The following is a 20,543-nucleotide window of genomic DNA, read 5'->3' as shown; positions in this document are numbered from 1 at the left end:
GCATGGCAAGGCGCCTCCCACTTTCCGGGACCTGTTCCCGAAATCCAAGATTTGAAAGGCGAAGAGGCAACACATGGTGAAGCCCGAATGGGGCACGAAGCGCGCGTGCCCGAAGTGCGGAACGCGCTTCTACGATCTGACCAAGGACGAGCCGGTGACCTGCATCAGCTGCGGGTTCTCCTGGGATCCGGAGCCGATCCTGAAGTCCAAGCAGCCGCTGCCCTTCGAGGCGGTGAAGACCGAGAAGCCCGAGGCGGAGGATTCCGATCTGGGTGACGAGGATCTGGACATCGGCGACGACGACGAGGAGCCCTCGGCGGACGACGACGTCGATCTGGGCGGCGACGACGACCTGGGCGTCGAGACCGGCGGCGACGACGAAGAGCAATAATTCGGGGAAATCGGCAGGGACCGAAAAAAGGTCCTTGCCAGACCCGCGGAGCCCTTCTAGAGGGCCCGTCTTCCCGGGGTTTGGGGCCGTAGCTCAGCTGGGAGAGCGTCGCAATGGCATTGCGAAGGTCAGGGGTTCGATCCCCCTCGGCTCCACCATTCCCCCGATGAAATGAGCCCGCAGAAATGCGGGCTTTTTTCGTTCCGGGATACCCTGCCGGTGATGTGCGGGAGCGATTCGCGGGCCTTGCCGCCGCGCCGGCGCCGTGCCGGGGCCGGGTGGCGGCTCAGGCCACCCGGCAGAGCGGATTCTGTTGCTGCGTCTGGGCGAGCGCCTGGGCCAGGGCGCCGATCAGGGGAAGCGCGTGGCGGATCGCCTCCTCGCCGGTGCGGCCGAGCAGGCGCGACGTTTCGGCGAGGCCGAGCATGATCGCGACGATTTCGCGGGCGCTGCGTTGCGGATCCCGGTGGAAGTCGCGGGCACGCCGCGCACCGAGATAGCCGGCCAGGCCGGCGTGCAGCGGCTCGAGGAGCTCGCGCGCAAAGGCGCTGCGCAGGTCCGGGCGATCATTGCCGTGGCGGACCAGCGCCAGATGGAGATCGGAGAAGCAGGGGCTGGCGAACAGCCCGAACAAGTCCCGCATGAACCGGGTCAGCCCGGCGTGCAGCTGCTGCTCGGCCGGCGGCGCGGCGGGCATCTGCGCCTTCAGCTGCCGCAGCGTCTGGTGGACCACGCCCAGGAACAGATCGTCCACATTGGCGAAGTGGTTGTAGATCGTCCGGCGCGTCAGCCGTGCTTCGCACGCGATCTGCTCGAAGGTGACGCCGGCAACGCCGTGGCGCGCGAACAGCGCGCGGCCGGCGTGCAGGATCGCGGCGCGATTGTCGCGCCGGCTGCGGGGCGCGGAAGTCTCCGGATGGATGTCCCCGACAATGAACATGGCTGCCCCCTTTTCAACGCTGGCCGCGCCCATGCGCAATCGGGCCCGGCCATGCCGCATCGGCTGCGACGGAAGCCGTCCGCCTCGCGACGGGATTGCACGCCAGTGGGAAGTAAAGGCGGCTGTGCCTCGGCGCCCGGTCGCGGCTAGGGTGCGGGATTGCGCCGGTCCGGTCCGGGAGATTGCATGCGGTTGCTCGCCACCTGGGAACTCGGGCTGGGATATGGCCATGTCGCCACCCTCGCGCCCGTCTGCCGCGCGTTGCGCGCGGGCGGGCATCATCTGGCATTGGCGGCGCGTACCCCGCAGACCGCGCTCAGGCTCGAGCGCGACGCCTTCGATCTGGTGGTGCCGGGCCCGCGCTTCGCCGGCCCGGCGCCCCGGCGGGAGACGCTGACCTATGGCCAGGTGCTCGCGGCGGGCGGGCTGACCGATGCGGCCGGCGCCGTTCCCCTGGTCCGGCAATGGCTGGATGTCTTCGAGCGCCTGGAGCCGGGCGCGCTGCTCGTGGAGCATGCCCCCATGTCCCTGCTGGCGGCGCATGTCGCCGGGCTTCCCGCGCACAGGCTCGGCCCGACCTTCGTGGCGCCCCGCGCGCGCGACGCGGGCGCGAGCCTGCAGCCCTGGGGCAGGCACCACCCCGCCGAACTTGCCGCGGCACGGCAACCCGCGGACCAGGCGGTGCGGGAGGTCTGCCGCCATTTCGGCGCGCCCGCGCTCGCCGGGCTGGGCGAGCTGCTCGCGGGGGCGCCGCTCCATTCGCTCGCCTGGGCCGAGCTCGACCATCATGGGCCCGACGGGACGAGCCTCTATTACGGCCCCCTGATCGGCATCGCAGCGGACGCCCGTCCCGAATGGCCCCGGGGGGAGGGGCCGCGCACGCTCGTCTACCTGCCGTTCGACCGGGCCGGCAGCACGGTGGTGGCGCAGGCGCTCGGCGGATTGGGCTGGCCGGTGCTCTGGCATTCGGCGAGTCCGCCCGGCGAGGCGCTGCCGCCCAACATCCGGTACAGCGCCGCGCCCATCGATCTCGCCGCGACGGGGCGGGGAGCGGCGCTCTATGTCGGCCGGGGCGGCTATGGCGCGTCGGCGAGCATGCTCGCCACGGGCGTGCCGCAGCTGCTCCTGCCCGATACGCTGGAATCGCTGCTGCTCACCTATCGGCTGCGCCTCGCCGGCGTCGCGCGGTCCCAGGCCGTGTCCGCCGGCGCCGATGCCGTGCGGGAGGCGCTGCGCCGCGCCGCCGGCGACGATGACCTGCGCCGGCAGGCCGCCCAAGTGGCGGCCCGCCATGGCAATCATTCGGCGAGCGCGATGACCCGGCTGCTGGTCCAGAACATCCTGGCGGGAATGCCCGGCTGAAAACTGCACAGTGGCGTGAAGTTGCATTCCGCTGTGCAATTAAAGGGTTGGCACTCCTTTTCGAACATCGGCATCTGCCCTTGCTGTTCACGCTGGCGCGCACATCCGGGCCGGCACTTCCGGCATTGGAGCAGCATCATGGCGCGTACCGCGTTCCCGACCCGTATTTCGATTCTTCCTCGCGCCAAGGGCCGCGCCGCGCTGTTCGTGGGCGCGGCGACGCTGGCCATCGCCCTTTCCTCGACGGCGGCGCGCGCGCAATGCGCGGGCGAAGGCGCGCAGATCGTCTGCACGGGGGCATCGGCGCCTTTCGTCATGGCCGTGGCCGAGGGCACCGTCACCGTGCGGCCCGGCGCGACCGTCGGCAGCCAGGCGACCGAGGGCCCGGCGCTGCGCTTCGATGTCGGCGGCAGGCTGATCGTCGACGGCGGCGTGTTCTCCCAGGGGCCCGCGGTCCTGCTCGCCGACGCGGCGGGTCTCGAGGTGAAGATCGGCAGGTCGGGCACGCTTTCGGGCGGCAACGCCCTGCGCCAGGGCGACGATGCCGGCGGTTTCATCACGCTCGACAATAGCGGCCTGGTGCGTGGTACCGACGGCCCGGCCGTGCGTGCCCGTTCCGCCTCGCTGGAGCTGCGCAACCGTGGCACCGGCCGCATCGAAGGCGGCATCGACGTCCGTGAGGCCGGTGGCGCGAATGCCGGCACGATCGAGGGGGGCGATGTTTCGGCGATCCGTGCCCAATATCTCGACATCGAGAATCGCGGCGCCATCGCGAACAACTCGGCCGCCGAAGCGACCATCGCCGTCGACCAGGGCGATATCCGCAATCATGGCCTGATCGAGGCGCGCGGCACCGCACCGGCGATCTCGGCCCTGTATCTCGAGCTCCAGAACAAGGCCGGGGGCGTGATCCGCAGCGCCGGCGACACAGCCATTCGAGTCACCGGGCGAGCGGAGGTGGAGAATGCCGGCCAGATCGTCGGCGGCCTCGCGCTCGGCCAATATGGCGATCGCTTCTACCAGCGGATCGGCGGCAGCGTGACGGGGAACATCGCGCTGGGCGATGGCGACGACCAGTTCTGGCGCGAGGGCAATGGGACCGGCCTTGCCGGCATGCCCGGCGGCACGCTCGATGGCGGCGCGGGCATCGACACCTATGGCATCCGCATGACCGGCTCGGGAACGATCGCCTTCGGGCAGCTGCCGACGGGCTTCGAGCGCTACGGGCTCGACCTGTGCGGCTGCAACCTCGACGTGACCATCGCGGCCGAGAACCTGACCGGCGCCCTCGACGTGTCCGGCCCCGGAACCGTCACCAACCTGGCCAACCTCACCTACACCGGATCGGACGCCGGCCTCACCATCAAGGCGTACAACGACTTCAGCAACAGCGCGCCGCTGACCTTCGTCAATCGCGGCACGCTGAACTTCACCGGCGTATCGACTCCCGAGAACGACGCCCCGACCGCGCTGATCGACGCCAATGACTACCGCACCAGCTTCGTCAACGACACGGGCGCGACGATCAATCTCTCCGGAGAGGCGTTCTACGGCATCCGCACGAGAGGCGGCGGGCTCGCCGAGAACGCAAATGGCTTCACCAATCGCGGGTCGATCCATGCCGAGGGGCAGGTGTCGACCGCGGTTAGCGTGGCCGGTTCGGGCTATAACAGCGGCACGATCTCGAACACGTCCGAGAACAGCACCGCCGTGAGCCTGGACAGCCTGTACGGCAATTTCCTGAATGACACCGGCGGCGTGATCCGCGGCGATCGGGCGGTGGTCCTCTATTATGACTCGAGCCTGACGAACCGCGGCTCGATCGTCGGGACCGGCGGGCACGCCGCGGTTTCCGCCTACGGCACGCAAAATTACAACTCGCCCAGGCTGATCAACGAAGGGGAGATCCGCGCGGGCGAAGGCGCCGCCGTCGAATTCTATACCCAGGCTCCCTCCGGCGCGCGGGTCGCGAACAAGGGCACGATCGTGGGTGACGTCGTGCTGGGCGGCACCGGCAGCAACATGCTGTGGCTCGCCGAGGGCAGCTCGGTGCAGGGCAATGTCTCCGCCGGCGCCGGCGACGACAAGCTGGTCGTCGACATCAAGCGCCTTGGCCAGAACGGCAGCGTCGATACCGGGAGCCTCGTGACCGGAACGGTCAACATGGGCGCGGGGAACAACGTGCTGCAGGCCCGTGCCGGCGAGACGCAGACCTTCTCGGTGCTCCAGGGCAAAGCCACCGGCTTCTCCGGTGGCACGATCTACGAGGCGGCGGGGGCCGGTACGGTGCTCACGCTGAAAGGACCGGCCGACGGCACCGGCGGCCATTACAGCTATAGCGGCCTGTTGCGGGTGGCCGGTGACGGTCGGGTCGTGCTCGACATGGGCTTCAACAATGGCGGCTATGATCGTCCCTCGATCATCGTCGAGAGGGACTCGACGAGCAGCGTGTTCGGTGAGGGCGGGCAGGGGCTCGACCTGGTGATTGCCGGTGCCGTCAACGGCGGCACCGCGGGCATCGCGGTCGACGCCACCTATGCGCGCCGCGTCGAGCTGTTCGCGCAGAGCGGCTATATCGGCATCAGCGGCGGCACCGCGCTCAAGACCGGGGCCGGCACCGAGGTGCTGATCTCGGCGAGCACCAACCTGCGCAAGCTGGGCAGCGCCTATGGCGTGCTGCTCGAGGCCGATGGCAGCACGATCATGAACCGCGCCTCGATCTGGGAAGATTCGAAGGACGCCTCGGCGGGCAATTTCGGGCTCGGCGTGGACCTCCGCAACGGCATGTTCACCAACGACCGCGGCAATCTGGGCGTCGGCCGGGTCACCATGCAGGGCACCGGCATCCGCATGGAGAATTCGGTAGTCCATAACAGCGGCGACATCACCAGCGCCCATGGCAATGCGATCGAGACCACGGGCTACGGCGTCAATCGCATCGTCAACTATGCGGCCGGCCTGATTCAAGGCCACAAGACGGATAATGCCGCGGGCACCCCGGGCGCCGCGATCGTCGGCGGCAATGCCGACGACATCGTCGAGAATGCCGGCACGATCACCGGCCATGTGTTGCTCGGCAACGGCAACGATCTCTATCTCGCGACCGGCGGCAAGGTCACCGGCAATCTCGACATGGGCGGTGGCGACGACACGGTGCTCACCCGCAACGGCGCGGCGCTCGACGTGAGCGGCACGGTGACCGGCGGGGCGGGCATCGACGCCTATGGCCGGTCCTTCACCAGCAGCGGGACCTTCGATCTCGCCACCAACGTGATCCCCACGGACTTCGAGCTGCACGGCGTCGAGGCGAGCGGCGCGCAGACCGAAGTGACGATCACCTCGGCGGCGACGCAGACCAGGGGGCTGCGCGCGCTGGGCGACGGCAAGGTGATCAACAACGCCAATTTCGATATCGCCGACGACACGCTGAACGCCGCGATCGAAGTCACCGATCCGCGCTACGACGCCCAGCTCGACCTGGTGAACAACGGCACGATCACCAGCGCGGTTCGGGGAGTCTATGCCACCGGCACGCTGTCGAGCTTCACCAACACCGGCACGATCACCGCGCGGCAGAACGGCCTGAGGGTCTATCGCGACTATGGCATCGGCGCCTTCACGCTGAACAACAGCGGCAGGATTACCTCGACTGGGGCGGGCGGCGTCCATGTCGAAAGCTATGCCAGCGACGAGAACGGCCGCAGCATCGATGTGACGAACAGCGGCCAGATCACTTCGTCGGCCGATGACGGCAATGGCATGCGGCTCCTTGGCGAAGGGGGGCTGGTCAAGCTCGCCAACACCGGCACGATCAGCGCGGCGAGCCGCCAAAGTGCCGGGGCGCATATCGTCGGCCAGTCGTTCGACGTGACCAATGGCGGCACGATCGAATCCACCGGCCGGGGCGGCACCGGCCTGCTGCTCACTGCGCTCGGCGGCGCGTTCGGCGAGGATTGCCTCGACGAGCAGCAGCCGGTGCTGGTCGGCAAGCTGGTCAATAGCGGCCGGATCGCGGCCAATGGCGGCGGCAGCAGCAGCGGTTCGTCGGCGGCCATCGCCACCGGGGTCTTCGCGGCGCTGCTCGGCAACCATGGCATCGTCGGCATGACCAATGCGGCGGGCGGCACGATCGAGGCCACCGGCGGCGTGTCGACGGCGCTGATGGTCGCCGGCCTCGAGGACGAGGGCTATGGCAGCACCGGCGTCGATGCGGCGCTGCGGCTGTTCGAGCTCGACAATCTCGGGACGATCCGGGGCGGGGCGGACACGGTCCTGCAGGGCGACAGCAACTTCGACGCGGGCGGAATGGATCTCCATGCCCCGGGCGACGACACGACCCAGACCTATGTGATCGCGGGCGGCATCCAGACGATCAACACCACCGACAAGATCCGCAACCTCGCCGGCGGCACGATCATCGGCAATGTCGACCTGGGCGCCGGCGACGACGTCTTCGAGAATTACGGCACGCTCCAGGGCGACCTGCGCCTCGGCGACGGCAATGACACCTTCGTCTATGCCGCCGCGGGCATCTTCACCGGCACCGCCTATGGCGGCGAGGGCACCGACACGCTGCTCGTCGACGTGACCGGCGGCGGCACGGTCAATTTCGATCAGTTCCGCGGCTTCGAGACGCTGGGCCAGCGCGGCACGGGCTCGATCACGATCCGCGGCACCGCCGATCTCGACACGCTGAACATGGCGGGTTCGAACGTGACGGTGGCGGCCGGCACGCGCTTCCAGACCCAGGGCGCGACCGCGCTGGCCGGTTCGGATGCGGCGGAATCGGTCACCGTCTCGGGCGCGATCGGCGGTAGCCTCGCCATGGGTGGCGGCAACGACACCGTGACGCTCAACGCCGGCGGCGTGGTCGAGGGCAATATCGACCTGGGCGCGGGCAATGATCGCCTCGTGCTCGCCGGCGGCACCGTCACCGGCCTGATCGACGGGGGCGAGGGCATCGACACGGTGGCCTTCGAGATCACGCAGGACACCAGCGACCTGCCCAACGTCATCAACTTCGAATCGCTCGATGTCTCGGGCAATGCCCGGCTGACGATCGGCATGAACCAGGACTTCGACACGGTGACGCTGCGCAACGGCGCCGACCTGACGGTCAATCCGGGCACGGGCGATCATCACATCGGCAACATCATCGGCGACGACAGCGCGCAGTCGGTGATCCTCAACACCGCGCTCACCGGCGGCGTGTCGCTGGGCGGTGGCGACGATACGCTCACCATGATCCTGAACGGCACGCTCTCGGGCATGCTCGACGGGGGGGCGGGGAACGACGTGCTCAACCTCAACCTGACGGGCGATTCGCGGATCGCCGGCGGGATCACCAGCTTCGAGACGATCAACGTCGCCGGCGGTTCGTCGCTGACGCTGGGCGGCACCATCGCCGCCGACCAGACGCTCAACTTCGACGAGCATGACAACCAGCTGATCGTCGACGGCGGCTCGATCCTCGGCACGGTGAATGGCGGGGCCGGGCACGACGCGCTGATCTTCAACACGCTCGCCGACCAGACCGCGACGCTGGCCACCGCCAGGATCCTCAATTTCGAGGATATCGTGGCGCGGGGTGCCGGCAACCTCGCGATCAGCGGCAACGGCACCTACCAGACCATCTCGGTGGAGGAAGGCAACCTGACCGTCGCGGCGGGCAGCACGGTGACGGCGGAGCAGACCAGCTTCGGCGCGGCCAACAATGTGCTGACCCTGGCGAGCGGCGCCACGCTGAGCGGCGCGATCGACGGCGGCGACGGCATCGATCGCCTGGTGCTCAACCAGGCGGCGAACACGGTCCGCCGGCTGAGCAGCGTCAATGCCACCGGCTTCGAGCAGCTCGAATCGGGCGATGCCGGCGAGCTGATCGTCGATCGCGACGCGCAGTTCGACACGGTCGATCTGTTCGGCGCCAGGCTGACGGTCGCGGCGGGCTCGACGCTCACCACGCCGGCGCTCACAGGCAATGACGGGGCCAACAACCTGAACGTGCAGGGCACGCTGGCGGGCAATGTCGCGCTGGGCGCGGGCGACGACCGCCTGACGCTCGGCCGCGCCAACGCGATCACCGGCACCGCCAGCGGCGGCACCGGCTATGACACGCTCGAGTTCAACACCCAGGGCACCTATGCCGCGCCGACCGCGTGGAACGGCCAGGGCTTCACCGAATTCGAGGCGTTCAACGTCGCCGGCGGCGTGGTGTCGCTGACGGGGAACATCAGCTACGACACCGTCTCGGTCACCGGCGGCCGCCTGATCGGCCAGGCCGGCACCACCATCACCTCGGCCAAGACCATCGTGGTCAGCCACGGCGCGACCTTCGGCACCGCGGGCACGGTGAACGCCAACATCGAAGTGCGCGGCACGCTGTCGCCGGGCGCTTCGCCGGGAACGATGACGGTCAACGGCAACGTGCTGTTCACCAACGGCTCGAACCTGCTGCTCGAAATGGCGCCGACCGGGAGCGACCGCCTGAACATCTCGGGCACGATGAACATCCAGCCGGGCGCCACGCTGGACATCACGGGCATCCTCCAGTCGACGCCGGGCGGCGCGCTCGATCTCGTCGTGGCGCAGGGCGGCATCACCGGCGGCTTCACCACGATCAACAAGTCGGAAACGGTGTTCGGCTTCGTGGCGACGCGGGGGAACCGTATCCAGCTGGTCGGCGAATTCCAGAATGACGCCGCTTTCGGCGCCAATGTGCGCGACTCGATCCGCTACGCCAATGCGGTGCTGGGCGGCGGCCAGATGGTGCAGACCTTCACCACCGCCCTGCCGGCGCTGGTCGAGACCAACGGCGCCTCGCGCGCCGCCGGCTTCGCCCAGCTCAGCGCCGAGGCCTATGCGGCGGCGGACCAGGCGAGCATCGAGAACGGCCTGGCCGTGGCCGATGCGATGCGCGCGCTGGAGAATGGCGGGAAGGGCCATGTCGGCTTCTACGGCTTCGCCCAGGGCCTGTATCAGGAGGGCGCGCTCCAGGGGAATGCCGGCACCGGCGCGCACGACCTGCGCAGCGACAGCCGCGGCCTGCTCGGCGGGTTCGGCTGGGGCTTCTCGGAAACGGCCCGGGTGAATGCCTTTGCCGGCACGCTTTCGACCAGCCAGACGGTGGAGGGCCTGGGCGCCACCACCAGGCTGGAGGGCATGCAGGTCGGCGTCTCGGCCAGCGCCGAGCTCGGCGGCCTCGCGCTGCGCGGCCTGGTCGCCTATGACCTCTCCCAGGCCAAGACCCGTCGCGCCGTGCCGGGCGGCACCGCGACGTCGCGCTACGATCTGGGCGGCTTCGTCGCCGACCTGTCGGCGGGCTATCAGGTGGCGCTGGGCTCGGCCCGCATCACGCCGCGCGTCGGCCTCACCTATGTCGAGGGCGGTCGCAACCATGTGACCGAGGGCGGTTCGGGCTTCGCGCTGGAAGTGGTGAAGAACACCGGCAACGCGCTGTTCGGCGATGCCGCGCTGGGAGTCAGCTTCGATCTCGGCGGTATCACCCCCTGGGCCGAGGCAGGCATCCGCCACCAGTTCAGCGGCGACAACGGCCGGGCCAGCGCCTCCTATGCCGCGGCGAACGCGGGCGGCCTGATGTCGGCGCTGGCGGCCGAGCGCGGCAACACCATGGCGCATCTCGCATTGGGCGTGGCGGCGCCGGTGTCGAAGGGCGTCCGGCTGAACCTGAGCTATTCGGGCGAATATGGCTCGGGCGTCGGCAACAAGTTCGGAGATGTCACCCGGCACAGCGTGAATGCCGGCCTCTCGATCGCGTTCTGATCGCGCGGGCTCATCCTGCCATCGTCATCCCCGCTCCCTGGCCGGGATGACGATGGCAACCGGATATCCGTCCGGGCCTGCAACCTGGCGTTCGAGCACATCGAAGCCCTCTCCCGTTTCCGATTTCAGAAGGGACATTTGCCCGGTGCCTATCCTCTCCAGGCCGTTTCTGGCCGCCGCCCGGCCGCGCATCGGCTGGATATGCTCGATCCTGGTCAGCGCGCTGCTGCTGGCCGATGCGCTGGTCATGCTGCTGGCACCGGGCGTGCTGGCGGCCCCCCAGGAGCATATCGGCTACCCGCCTGGGCAGCTTCCCTATCTGGCGGGCATCCTGATCCTCGGCGTTTGCGGGTTCCTTACCCGCAGGTTCGGGGCGATGGGCTGCGCCTTGCTGACGGCCTTTCTCGGCGGGGCGGTCGCCAGCCATGCGCGCATCGGGGAAGCGTTTTCCGTGCCGGTGCTGATCTGCGGCCTGCTGGGCGTGCTGCTATGGGTCGGCTGGCTGATGCGCGAGGCGGTGACGGAAGCACCCGGCGCCGCCTCCCAGGTTTAGATCCCGAGCAAGTATTTGATTTTCCGCCGTCATCCCGGCCTTGAGCCGGAATCCCGCTTCTTCTTCCCTCCGTAAGACAGCTGGCGGGGGCGACGAAAGCAGAAGATGAGGCCTCAACCCGGCAGGCGATCGGCCTCCCGCCGGATTCGCCTCCCGACGATCGCATCTCTCGACCATCCTTTCCCGGCCCTTGCGCCGAAGCCCCCGAAATGGTGCGACAAAGCCGGGCGGCTCGACTTTTCCTTTACGGGATGGGCAAGGGCTTGCGTCTTAGGGGTCGGGAGGATCTTGCATGCCAGATGCCGCCAGGCACCCGGGGCTGGATGAAGTCGTCGCGCAATATCGGATGCCGCTGCTGCGTTTCTTCCAGCGCAGGGTCGAGCATTTCGAGGATGCCGACGACCTGGTGCAGGACGTCTTCAGCCGGCTGGCGGCCCAGGATCTCGCGGCCATCGCCAATGTCCAGGGCTATGTCTTCCAGGTCGCCGCCAATGTCCTGCGCGACAAGGCGCGCCGCGCCAGCGTGCGTAGCATCATGAGCCCGGCGCCCGAGGGCTTCGACGTCGAGGACGAGGCCGGCTTCTCTCCCGAACGCATCCTGCAGAGTCGCGAGGCGCTGCAGATCATGATCGCCGCCTTGTACGAGCTGCCCGAAATCGTGCGCATGGTGTTCAGCCAATATCATTTCGACGGCGTTGCGCAGGTGGAGATCGCGCGCCGCACGGGCCTGTCGCTCAGCACCGTCGAGAAGCACATGGCCAGGGCGAACGGGCATCTGCTCCACCGCCTCCGGAAAGCGCGATGAGCACGTCCCTCGACAAGGTGGAGGAAGCGGCGGCGACCTGGGACGCGCGCCTGCGCGGCGCCACGGCGACGTCCAGCGACCGCCAGGCCTTTCAGGCGTGGTTGCAGGAGGATCCGCTCCACCGGATCACGCATGAGCGGTTGCAGGTGGCGCTCGCCGAGCTGCGGGCCCATGCGCGGCTGCCCGAGCTCAGCGCGCTGCGCGACGAGGCGCGCAACGGCGTCGATGCGATCCGGCGGCGGCGTCTCGCATCGATCTTCGCGGTCGCCGCCGCGATCGTCCTGGTGGTGATGGTGGCCATCGGCGCCCAGACCGAGCGCGGCGCGGAGATCGTCGCCCAGCTCCAGGGCGGCTCGGTCTATGTGACCTCGCCCAACGAGCGGACGAAAGTGACGCTCGCGGACGGTTCGGTGGTGACGCTGGATTCGGGCACGCGGCTTTCGGTGCTGCTCGGCGCGTCGCGGCGCGACGTCACGCTGCTCGCCGGGCGGGCTTTGTTCCAGGTCGCCAAGGACCCGCGGCGGCCCTTCGTCGTCAAGGCGGGGGAGCGGACGATCACCGCGCTCGGCACCGTGTTCGACGTCGATCTCTCGAAGGGCGAATTGCGGGTGACCCTGGCCGAGGGCAGCGTCGCGGTCCGGCCGGTGCAGTTCCGCCGCGGCTCCACCCAGCAGATATTGAAGCCCAGGCAGCAGCTGGTGGCGGTTGCCGGGGACGCGCTCCCCAAGCTGCGTACCGTCGATACGGAGCGTGCGATGAGCTGGGCGGAGGGGCAGGTCTTCTTCGAGAACGAGCCGCTCGCCAGCGCGGTCGAGGAAATGAACGAATATTCGAGCCGGAAGATCGTCGTCGATCCCGCGGTGGCCGACCTGCGGATCAACGGCATGTTCCGGACGAGCAACCAGGCCGGCTTTCTGGAGGCGCTGCAAGTGACGCTTCCGGTCGAGGTGCGCAACGACGGCGAGGGGCGAATATACGTCTCGAAACGGCCTGGACCGATCGCCGAATGATCAAGGGGGAAACCATGCGCTACTCGTCTCTCGCTTTCGCCGCCATCCTGCTGCCGGCCACCGCGGCCGCGCAGGACAAGCCCGATCCGGCCCGGCTCAAGGCCGATGTCGAGAAGCTGGTGAGCTTCGGCACGCGGCACACCTTGTCCTCGCCCGACGATCCCAAGCGCGGGATCGGCGCCGCCCGCCGCTGGTTCGGCGAGGAGATGAAGAAGACCGCCGCCCCCTGTGGCGGCTGCATCCAGGTCTCCACGATCGAGCGGGTGTTCACCAACGAGCGCGCGCCAGCCGGCGTCAACGTCGTCGACGTCCTCGCCATCCAGCCGGGCAGCGATCCCAGCCGCGTGGTGATCGTGCAGGGCCATATCGACAGCCGCGTCAGCGACGTGATGGACATCACGCGCGACGCCCCGGGCGCCAATGACGATGCGTCCGGCGTGGCGCTGGTGCTCGAGACGGCGCGGCTGCTCTCGCGGAAGAAGTTCAAGGCGACGATCGTCTATGCCGCGCTCTCGGGCGAGGAGCAGGGGCTGCTGGGCGGCACGCTGCTCGCGGAGACCGCGAAGGAGCGGGGCTGGAACGTCACGGCGGTGCTCAACAACGACATTGTCGGCAATACCATGGGCCAGAACGGCGCGCGGGTGGCGGACCGGGTGCGGGTCTTCTCCGAAGGGATTCGCGCGTCGGAGGATCTGGCCGGGCAGATGGCGCGCCGCGTCAATGGCGGCGAGGACGACGGCCCCAGCCGTGCCCTGGCCAAGGCGATCGACCAGGTCGCGCAGGGGATACCGGGCGGGCTCGACGTGTTCGTCGATCGCCGCAACGACCGGTTCGGCCGCGGCGGCGACCATGAGCCGTTCCTCAAGCTCGGCTATCCGGCGGTGCGCTTCTCGGTGGGCATCGAGAATTACAACCAGCAGCACCAGGACCTGCGCACCGAGGGCGGCATCGAATATGGCGACACCGTCGACAAGATGGACTTCCCCTATCTCGCCAAGGTGACGGCGATCAACGCCGCGACGATCGCGCGGCTCGCCGCGGCGCCGGCGGCGCCGGCGCAGGTGAGCCTGAACGGCGCGCTCGGGATGAACACCACCGTGACCTGGGCCCCGGTGCCCGATGCGGCCGGCTATCGCGTCCGCTGGCGGCGCAACGACAAGCAGGACTGGACCGAGCAGCGCGACGTGCCGGCCACGGCCAGCGAGACGGTGCTGAAGGACGTGATCGTGGACGATGTGTTCATCGGCGTCTCCGCCCTCTCGGCCGATGGCGCGGAGAGCCTCGTCACCTTTGGCGGCCGCGCGCCCCGTCGCGCGCCGCGCTGAGGGAAGCCCCGCCGGAATCGGGAACCCGTGCGGACTGGTCCGCACGGGTTTTTTCTCGCGCCCGGGAAACCGCCATCCCGGCTCGTACCGGGATGGCGGCGGCAAGTTCAGAACTTGAACCGGAAGCCCATGCGATAGCTGCGGCCGATCATGTCATAGGGCGCCGAGGTGCCGAACGAAGTGCCGCTGCTGGGGATCGGTTCGGGCGCGCGGTCGAACAGGTTCTCCACGACGCCGAACAGGGTGACCTTGCGGCTGCCGAGCTTGATGTCGACATTCTGGGCGAGCTCGAAATACCAGACCGGATCGACATGGTTCAGCGCGTCGGGAATGCCCGTCCGGCTCGCCTCCGGCTGGTTGGTGATCCTGCCGGACCCCAGATAGCGCGTCGTCAGGGTGGTGCGGCTCGGGCCGACGGCATAGGTGGCGATCATCAGGCCACGCCATTTCAGGCTGCTGAACGTGCCCAATATGGGCGGCGCGGCATCGCCGGGCAGGTTGGTCTCGTCCTTCAGCCGCTGCGAGACCAGCAGCCGCAGGTTGATCGATCCCGGCAGCTTGGCGGAGATGTCGCTCAGGCTGGCGCGATAGCTTGCCTCATAGTCGATGCCCTCCACCGCGACGTTCTGCGCGTTGATGCCGCTGGTATAGATGGTGGCGTTCACCAGGTTGGTCGCGCCCGGCGCCAGCACGATCGAGCCGCAGGCAGCCGGGTTCACCGGACGGTTGAAGCCGTAGCACATGTCGATGATCTGCTGGGCGCCGACCGCTGTGATCGCGTTCTTGATGTCGATCTTGTACCAGTCGACCGAGAAGCTGAAGCCGCGCAGCCAGTGCGGCGTATAGACACCGCCGGCGGTCCAGGTGTCGGCGATTTCCGGCGTCAGGTTGGGATTGCCGCCGCTCAGCGTGGTGTTCGGCACCTGCGGGCTGCCCGGCTGGGTCCGGTCCAGATAGGCGTTCACGAACTGGCTGGCGGGTGCGAACAGGTCGTTGAGGTTCGGCGCCCGGATGTCGCGCGAGCGGGTGCCGCGCAGCCGCAGCCCGTCGACGACTTCCCAGCTCAGTCCCGCCTTCCAGGTCGTTACCGGGCCGCTCGTCGAATAGTCGGTCCGCCGGATCGCGCCGTTCAGCTCCAGGCTCTTCGCCACGACCGAATCCTTCAGCAGCGGCACCAGGACCTCGCCGAAGAACTCCTTCACATTATAGCCGTTGCTGCCGCCCTTGAAGTTGCCGACGTTCCACAGCGACTGGAGCGAATAGCTGTCGGCCGTCGAGACGAAGGATTCCTTGCGATATTCGAAGCCGGCGGCGATCGAGACCGGCCCCGCCCAGGTCGAGAACGGATTATACTGCGCGTCGATCGACCAGACGTCCTGATAGAAATCCAGGTCCTGGCGGGTCCGCAGCCCGTCGGCATAGCCGGTCACCCAGGCGATCGAGGCCGCGCCCAGCGATCCCTCGCCGAACAGGTTCATCGGCACGCAGCCATTGTCGGGATTGGCGAGCGTCGAGCGGCAGATCGGCGTGCCCGCCGCCACCCCGGTCACGCCGCCCGCCGCCGGATTGGCGATCACGTCGATCGCCTGGTTGAACCGGCTCAGGATGATGTTGTTGTCGCGGGTGTACCACACCTTGCTGTGGCCGCGCTGGTAATAGGCGCGCCACTTGCCGCTGCCCAGGAAGCTGCCCTCCAGCGCGAGCAGGACGCGATCCTGGCGGCGATTATAGCCCGCCTCGCCGATATGCGAGCCCGGCGTGTTGATCATGTCGTAGAACAGGCGGTTCATCTGGAACGAGGTGACCTGCGCCGAGTCCATCGCCTGCCGCGTCGCCAGGGGGATGAAGGGATTGTCCCGCGTGACGGTGATCGCCGTGGTGCCCTGGCGGTTGTAGACGGCCGACCAGTTGATCGTGTCGTTGCCGGCATAGCTTGCCTCGACGATCGCGTTGATGTCGTCGGTGAGTTCGTAGCTGAGGCGGCCGTACAGGCTCCAATGCTTGTCGTCGGGCATCAATGCGCCGCGGATCGGCATGGATTCCACCGTGCCGCCGGCCTGGACCTGACCCTGCTGGATCGGCCCGAACACGAAGGTGCCGACCGTGCCGCCCGGGCCGAAGGACATGCCCTTCAGCGGGCCCGTGGCGATCACGCCGCCCGGCGTGCTGTTATAGCCGGCATCCGTGCGCACGATCTGGCCGGGTTCGCCATTGGTCGCCGTCCATGCCGGATTGTTCATCAGGCGCAGGCCCGGCTGATACCAGTCGCGGACATGGTGGTAGAAGTCGATCCGGTCGCCCTTGTAATAATTGCCGCTCAGCAGGACATGGCCGCGCCCGCCCGCGAACTTGGCGCCCCAGGCGAGGTCGCCGGTCACGACCCGACCATCGGCATAATCGGTCTGGCTGAAGTTGAAGCCGCCCTTCAGCCCGGTGAACTTCGTGTCGAGGATGAAGTTCACCACGCCTGCCACCGCGTCGGAGCCATAGGCGGCCGAAGCGCCGCCGGTCACCACGTCGACGCGCTGCACCAGGTTTTGCGGCAGCATGTTGATGTCCACCGCGGGAGACATGCCGGAGCCGACGACGCGGCGGCCGTCGAGCAGGGTCAGCGTGCGGGTGACGCCGAGGTCGCGGGCGCTCAGCTGGTTTGCGCCGCCGGTGGCATTGGCGAACAGGGTGGTCGTGCGCGGCGTGTTGCCGGTTCCCATCGCGGGCAGCTGGCTGACATAGTCGGCGATGTTGGTCGGGTTGCGTTCCGAGATGTCCTCGGCGCTCAGCACCGTGGTCGGCGTCGGAGCGTCATTGCCGTTGCGTACGATGCGCGAGCCGGTGACGATCAGCTCGGCGCCTTCGGAAGCGGCTTCCTCCCGGGCCGGCGGCGTCTGGTCGGCGGCACGGTCCTGGCCGCGCGCCGGGGCGGGGGGGGCTTCGAAGCTCGCCGTCTGGCGGCGTGCTTCCTCGGGCCGTGCGATCCTGCGCAGGGTGAGGACGCTTCCGCCCTCAACGCTCAGGCCGGTCCCCTCGAGCAGCGCGCGCAGTGCGTCGCGCGGCGCCAGGCTGCCATGAATGCCCCTGGTCCGCTTGCCCGCCACCATCGCGCTGGAGAAGATGATCTCCTGGTTCGCCTGCCGGGCAAAGGCGTTCAGCGCGCTGCCCAGGTCCCCGGCGGCGATGTTGAAGCTGCGGGCCTGCTGCGCCGCCGCGGCCGGAGCGACGGATACACACAAGGCCGCCGCCATCGCGGAGCAAGAGCCATGGATCGAGAACACCCCCCGGTTTCGCATATCGTCCCTCCCTGCCGCGCTGATCGCGGTGTCACTCCGTGAGACGCAGGGAGGGGCCGATCCCGCCGAAAAAATGTAACATGGAGCCGGTGCGGGGTGGGCGGGGCCTGGGTGAGGGCATTGGCCCTGGGTTGAGGATTGATATTCCTCCTTCGTCATCCCGGCGCAAGGCCGGGGTGACGGTGGAAAATCAAATACTTGCTTAAGTTCTCAACCTAGGCCTTGAGTCCCTTGGCCATGTTCAGATGCGCAGTGACGGTCGGGATCAGCTTGGTCGCGAAATCGCGCAGCGGCTGCGGCACATCCTTGTTGCCGACGGTCGCCTTCACTGCATCGAGTGTCTTCTGATGCGCATCGACCTGGGCGGCGGCATAGGCCTTGTCGAACTCGGCGCCCTTCAGCGGCTTGAGCGAATCCAGCACCTGCTGCTGGGCCGCGGTCAGCGCCGGATCGGGGGTGATGGCGGGCATGGCCGCGCTCGCCGCCGTCTTGAGCTTGGCGGTCGATTCGGTGTGCGCCTTGATCATCGCATCGGCGAATCTCTTGATCGCCGCGGATTGCGACTGGCCCTGGGCGAGCTTCGACGTCTCGATCTCGAATGCGTCGCTCGCCGCGGCGGCGTTCGCAAAGGCCTGGCCGGCGGACGCGGCAGCTGGCGCCATGTCCATCCCGTTCGACATCATCGAACCATCGGTGTTGGTGGTGACGGTGGTCGTGTCGGTCTTGGTGGTTTCGGTCTTCGAACCACAGCCTGCGAGTGCGAGCCCGGCGGCCCCCAGCATCATCCAGCGAAGAACCTGCATCCTTACCTCCTGTTCGAGCTCCCGGTGCGGAACCATGGCGTGAACGCCCGCCGCTATTGCCCGTTCCGCCCGAACTCTTTTGGCGGCCCGAACCCTTTTGGCGGAGCGTGCGTTTGGAGCGGAGGCGCGGGGCGCTTCATCGCATGGGACGGGAGGATTGAATGAGCATCTTCGGCAGCATCATGGGCAAGATCTTCGGCCACAAGGCGGATGCCCCCGCACCCGAGCCCGCGGAAGCGGAGGCCGCTCCGGCCGCGGCGCCGGCTCCCGCCGCGGACGCGACGCCGGTCGATGTCGGAGCGGTCCTGTCCGAGATGGCGAGCATGAAGGGCGGCGGCGGCAACTACCAGACTTCGATCGTCGATCTGCTCAAGCTGCTTGATCTCGATTCCAGCCTCGACGCGCGCAAGCAGCTCGCCGACGAGCTGGACGTGCATGCCGGCGAGCCCGGCACCGCCGAGCAGAACATCGCATTGCACCAGGCGGTCATGGCGAAGCTCGCCGAGAATGGCGGCGTGGTGCCCGATAGCCTGCGCGGAGGCTGAGTCCGGCAGGCTCAGGCGGCGATCGCCTCGCCGACGAAGCGGAAGAAGGCGCGGCTTTCGGGCCGGCGCGCCGCGTCCCATTCCGGATGCCATTGCACGGCCAGCACCGCCGCGCCGGCGGGGCGGGCCGAGAACGCCTCCACCAGGCCGTCGCCCGCGGCATGGGCTTCGGCTTCCAGTCCATGGCCGAGGCGGTCGATCCCCTGCCGGTGCACCGAATTCACCCGGATGCGCCGCGCGCCGGTCATGGCGGCGAGAAGGCCATCGGGTCGCAGCTCCACGTCGTGATCATGGTCGAACAGCGCTTCATAGGGCAGATGGTCGCCCTCGCGGTGATGCGCGGCGAGATCGTCGGTCAGCGTGCCGCCGAACAGCACGTTGAGCTCCTGCAGGCCGCGGCAGATGCCGAACACCGGACGACCCGCATCGATCATGCGGCCGGCCAGCGCGAGCGCCGCTTCGTCGCGCTCCTCGTCGAGGGGCCCCGTGGCGATGCCGCCGCCGCCATAGCGGCGCGCCGCGATGTTCGAACGCGAACCGGTGAGCAGCAGACCATCGAGCCGCGCGGCGAGCGACGCCGCGTCGAACGCGCCGGCAATCGCGGGCACCAACAGCACGGTGGCGCCGGATATCTCGGCCAGCGGGCGGATGAACCGCGTCGCGACCGCCTGGATCGGCCGGTCGGCAATCTCGTTGCAGCAAAGGACGCCGATGAGCGGGCTCATGCGCCATGCTCCGCCAGCCGCTCGGATAGCGCGGCGCGCGCGGCGGGGGCGAGCCGGATCGCCTCGGGCTGTGCCACCACGCTTTCGGGCGGTACGTCGTCGAGCAGCCACACATTGCCGCCGATCACGCTGCCGCGCCCGATCGTCACCCGGCCCAGGATGGTGGCGCCGGCATAGATGGTGACGTCGTCCTCGACGATCGGATGGCGCGCGTGCCGGGTGCGCGGCCCGGTGGGCGCCAGGCCGAGCGGGCTGCGCGCGCCCAAGGTGACGTGCTGGTAGAGGCGCACGCCCCGCCCGATGATCGCGGTCTCGCCGATCACCACGCCGGTGCCGTGGTCGATGAAGAAGCTGGGGCCGATCGTCGCCCCGGGATGGATGTCGATGCCGGTGCGCGCATTGGCCAGTTCCGAGATCACGCGCGCGACGATGACGGCGCCCAGCGTGTGGAGCTGGTGCGCGATCCGGTGATGGAGGATGGCGAGCGCGCCCGGATAGCTGATCAGGATCTCGTCGGCGCTGCGCGCGGCGGGATCGCCGACAAAGGCGGCCTCGACATCGGCATCGACCAGGGCGCGAATGTCCGCGAGCGTCGCGGCGAAGAGGCGGGTGATGGCGTCGGGCTGATCGGGCTCGAAGAGCTGGTCGGACTCGGCTTGCCAATAATCGAGCTCGCTCGCCACTTCCTCGCGCAGCAGCGTCAGGGCGCTGCCCAGCTGCTCCGCGACGAAATCGTCCTCGCGTGCCACGTCACCGCGAAAGCCGCCCAGCCGGGCGGGGAAAAGTGCCGCCGAGAGATGCTCGACGACCCGCGCCAGGCCGGAGGGGGAAGGGAAGCGAGCCACGCTCCCGCGGCTCGGCTGCCGCGTCCGCCAGGCCGATCGCGCGGCGTTGAGCGCCGAGACGGTGTCCGCGATCTCGGTCGCGAAGGCGGGAGCGGTTGGGGCGGGGGATGTCGAACGCATGGAAGCTGCCTCGTGCTGCGTGCGTTCAACATCCCCTAATCCGATGGGAGTTT

At 68.6% G+C, this 20,543-nt stretch carries 13 protein-coding genes and 1 tRNA gene; 9 read left to right on the top strand and 5 right to left on the bottom strand.

The features are described 5' to 3' along the window. Positions 1 to 73: 73 nt before the first annotated feature. Entirely contained in the window at positions 74 to 391 is a 318-nt protein-coding gene (locus OMP43_RS20645) for a TIGR02300 family protein (RefSeq protein WP_280281437.1), read from the top strand. Positions 392 to 473: 82 nt separating this feature from the next. Further along, positions 474 to 549 (top strand) — tRNA-Ala (locus OMP43_RS20640). A gap of 128 nt (positions 550 to 677) precedes the next feature. Here the strand turns inward: OMP43_RS20640 and OMP43_RS20635 are convergent. Continuing rightward, the gene (locus tag OMP43_RS20635; protein WP_280281436.1) at positions 678 to 1,331 is read right to left on the bottom strand and encodes a TetR/AcrR family transcriptional regulator; all 654 of its coding nucleotides are present in this window, start codon (positions 1,329 to 1,331) and stop codon (positions 678 to 680) included. A gap of 186 nt (positions 1,332 to 1,517) precedes the next feature. Between OMP43_RS20635 and OMP43_RS20630 the strand changes: the two genes are divergently transcribed. The 6 genes from OMP43_RS20630 (at position 1,518) to OMP43_RS20605 (ending at position 14,165) form a co-directional block, all read left to right on the top strand. Next, on the top strand, positions 1,518 to 2,693 hold the full coding sequence (locus OMP43_RS20630; RefSeq protein WP_280281435.1) for a hypothetical protein: 1,176 nt from the start codon (positions 1,518 to 1,520) through the stop codon (positions 2,691 to 2,693). A gap of 138 nt (positions 2,694 to 2,831) precedes the next feature. Beyond that, on the top strand, positions 2,832 to 10,472 hold the full coding sequence (locus OMP43_RS20625) for a hypothetical protein (RefSeq protein WP_280281433.1): 7,641 nt from the start codon (positions 2,832 to 2,834) through the stop codon (positions 10,470 to 10,472). Between the two features lie 145 nt (positions 10,473 to 10,617). After that, on the top strand, positions 10,618 to 11,025 hold the full coding sequence (locus tag OMP43_RS20620) for a DoxX family protein (protein ID WP_280281431.1): 408 nt from the start codon (positions 10,618 to 10,620) through the stop codon (positions 11,023 to 11,025). 292 nt (positions 11,026 to 11,317) lie between these two features. Further along, on the top strand, positions 11,318 to 11,830 hold the full coding sequence (locus OMP43_RS20615) for an RNA polymerase sigma factor (RefSeq protein ID WP_280281430.1): 513 nt from the start codon (positions 11,318 to 11,320) through the stop codon (positions 11,828 to 11,830). Next, positions 11,827 to 12,840 carry a FecR domain-containing protein gene (locus tag OMP43_RS20610; RefSeq protein ID WP_280281429.1) on the top strand — a complete coding sequence of 338 codons (1,014 nt, stop codon included), beginning with the start codon at positions 11,827 to 11,829 and terminating at the stop codon, positions 12,838 to 12,840. Before OMP43_RS20615 ends, OMP43_RS20610 begins: the two co-directional genes overlap by 4 nt. Before the next feature lie 14 nt (positions 12,841 to 12,854). Next, positions 12,855 to 14,165 carry a M28 family metallopeptidase gene (locus tag OMP43_RS20605; RefSeq protein WP_280281428.1) on the top strand — a complete coding sequence of 437 codons (1,311 nt, stop codon included), beginning with the start codon at positions 12,855 to 12,857 and terminating at the stop codon, positions 14,163 to 14,165. Positions 14,166 to 14,272: 107 nt separating this feature from the next. Here the strand turns inward: OMP43_RS20605 and OMP43_RS20600 are convergent, their stop codons facing one another. Continuing rightward, the gene (locus OMP43_RS20600) at positions 14,273 to 17,395 is read right to left on the bottom strand and encodes a TonB-dependent receptor (RefSeq protein WP_280281427.1); all 3,123 of its coding nucleotides are present in this window, start codon (positions 17,393 to 17,395) and stop codon (positions 14,273 to 14,275) included. Between the two features lie 272 nt (positions 17,396 to 17,667). Continuing rightward, positions 17,668 to 18,255, bottom strand: a complete 588-nt coding sequence (locus OMP43_RS20595) for a DUF4142 domain-containing protein (protein ID WP_280281426.1) — start codon at positions 18,253 to 18,255, stop codon at positions 17,668 to 17,670. A gap of 161 nt (positions 18,256 to 18,416) precedes the next feature. Between OMP43_RS20595 and OMP43_RS20590 the strand changes: the two genes are divergently transcribed. Further along, complete coding sequence (locus OMP43_RS20590; RefSeq protein ID WP_280281425.1) at positions 18,417 to 18,800, top strand: DUF3597 domain-containing protein; 384 nt, start codon at positions 18,417 to 18,419, stop codon at positions 18,798 to 18,800. A gap of 11 nt (positions 18,801 to 18,811) precedes the next feature. Here the strand turns inward: OMP43_RS20590 and OMP43_RS20585 are convergent, their stop codons facing one another. Both OMP43_RS20585 and epsC read right to left on the bottom strand, forming a co-directional pair. Beyond that, positions 18,812 to 19,525 carry a gamma-glutamyl-gamma-aminobutyrate hydrolase family protein gene (locus OMP43_RS20585; RefSeq protein WP_280281424.1) on the bottom strand — a complete coding sequence of 238 codons (714 nt, stop codon included), beginning with the start codon at positions 19,523 to 19,525 and terminating at the stop codon, positions 18,812 to 18,814. Then, positions 19,522 to 20,490: a serine O-acetyltransferase EpsC gene (gene epsC / locus OMP43_RS20580; RefSeq protein WP_280281423.1), complete on the bottom strand. Its 969-nt coding sequence runs from the start codon at positions 20,488 to 20,490 to the stop codon at positions 19,522 to 19,524. The genes OMP43_RS20585 and epsC overlap by 4 nt, the downstream gene beginning before the upstream one ends. Positions 20,491 to 20,543: the final 53 nt, after the last annotated feature.

The sequence above is a fragment of the Sphingomonas sp. CBMAI 2297 genome, from assembly GCF_029870595.1.
Taxonomy (GTDB): Bacteria; Pseudomonadota; Alphaproteobacteria; order Sphingomonadales; family Sphingomonadaceae; genus Sphingomonas.
The sequence above is the reverse complement of the archived record's forward strand: the minus strand, read 5'-3'. Positions and strand labels throughout refer to the sequence as shown.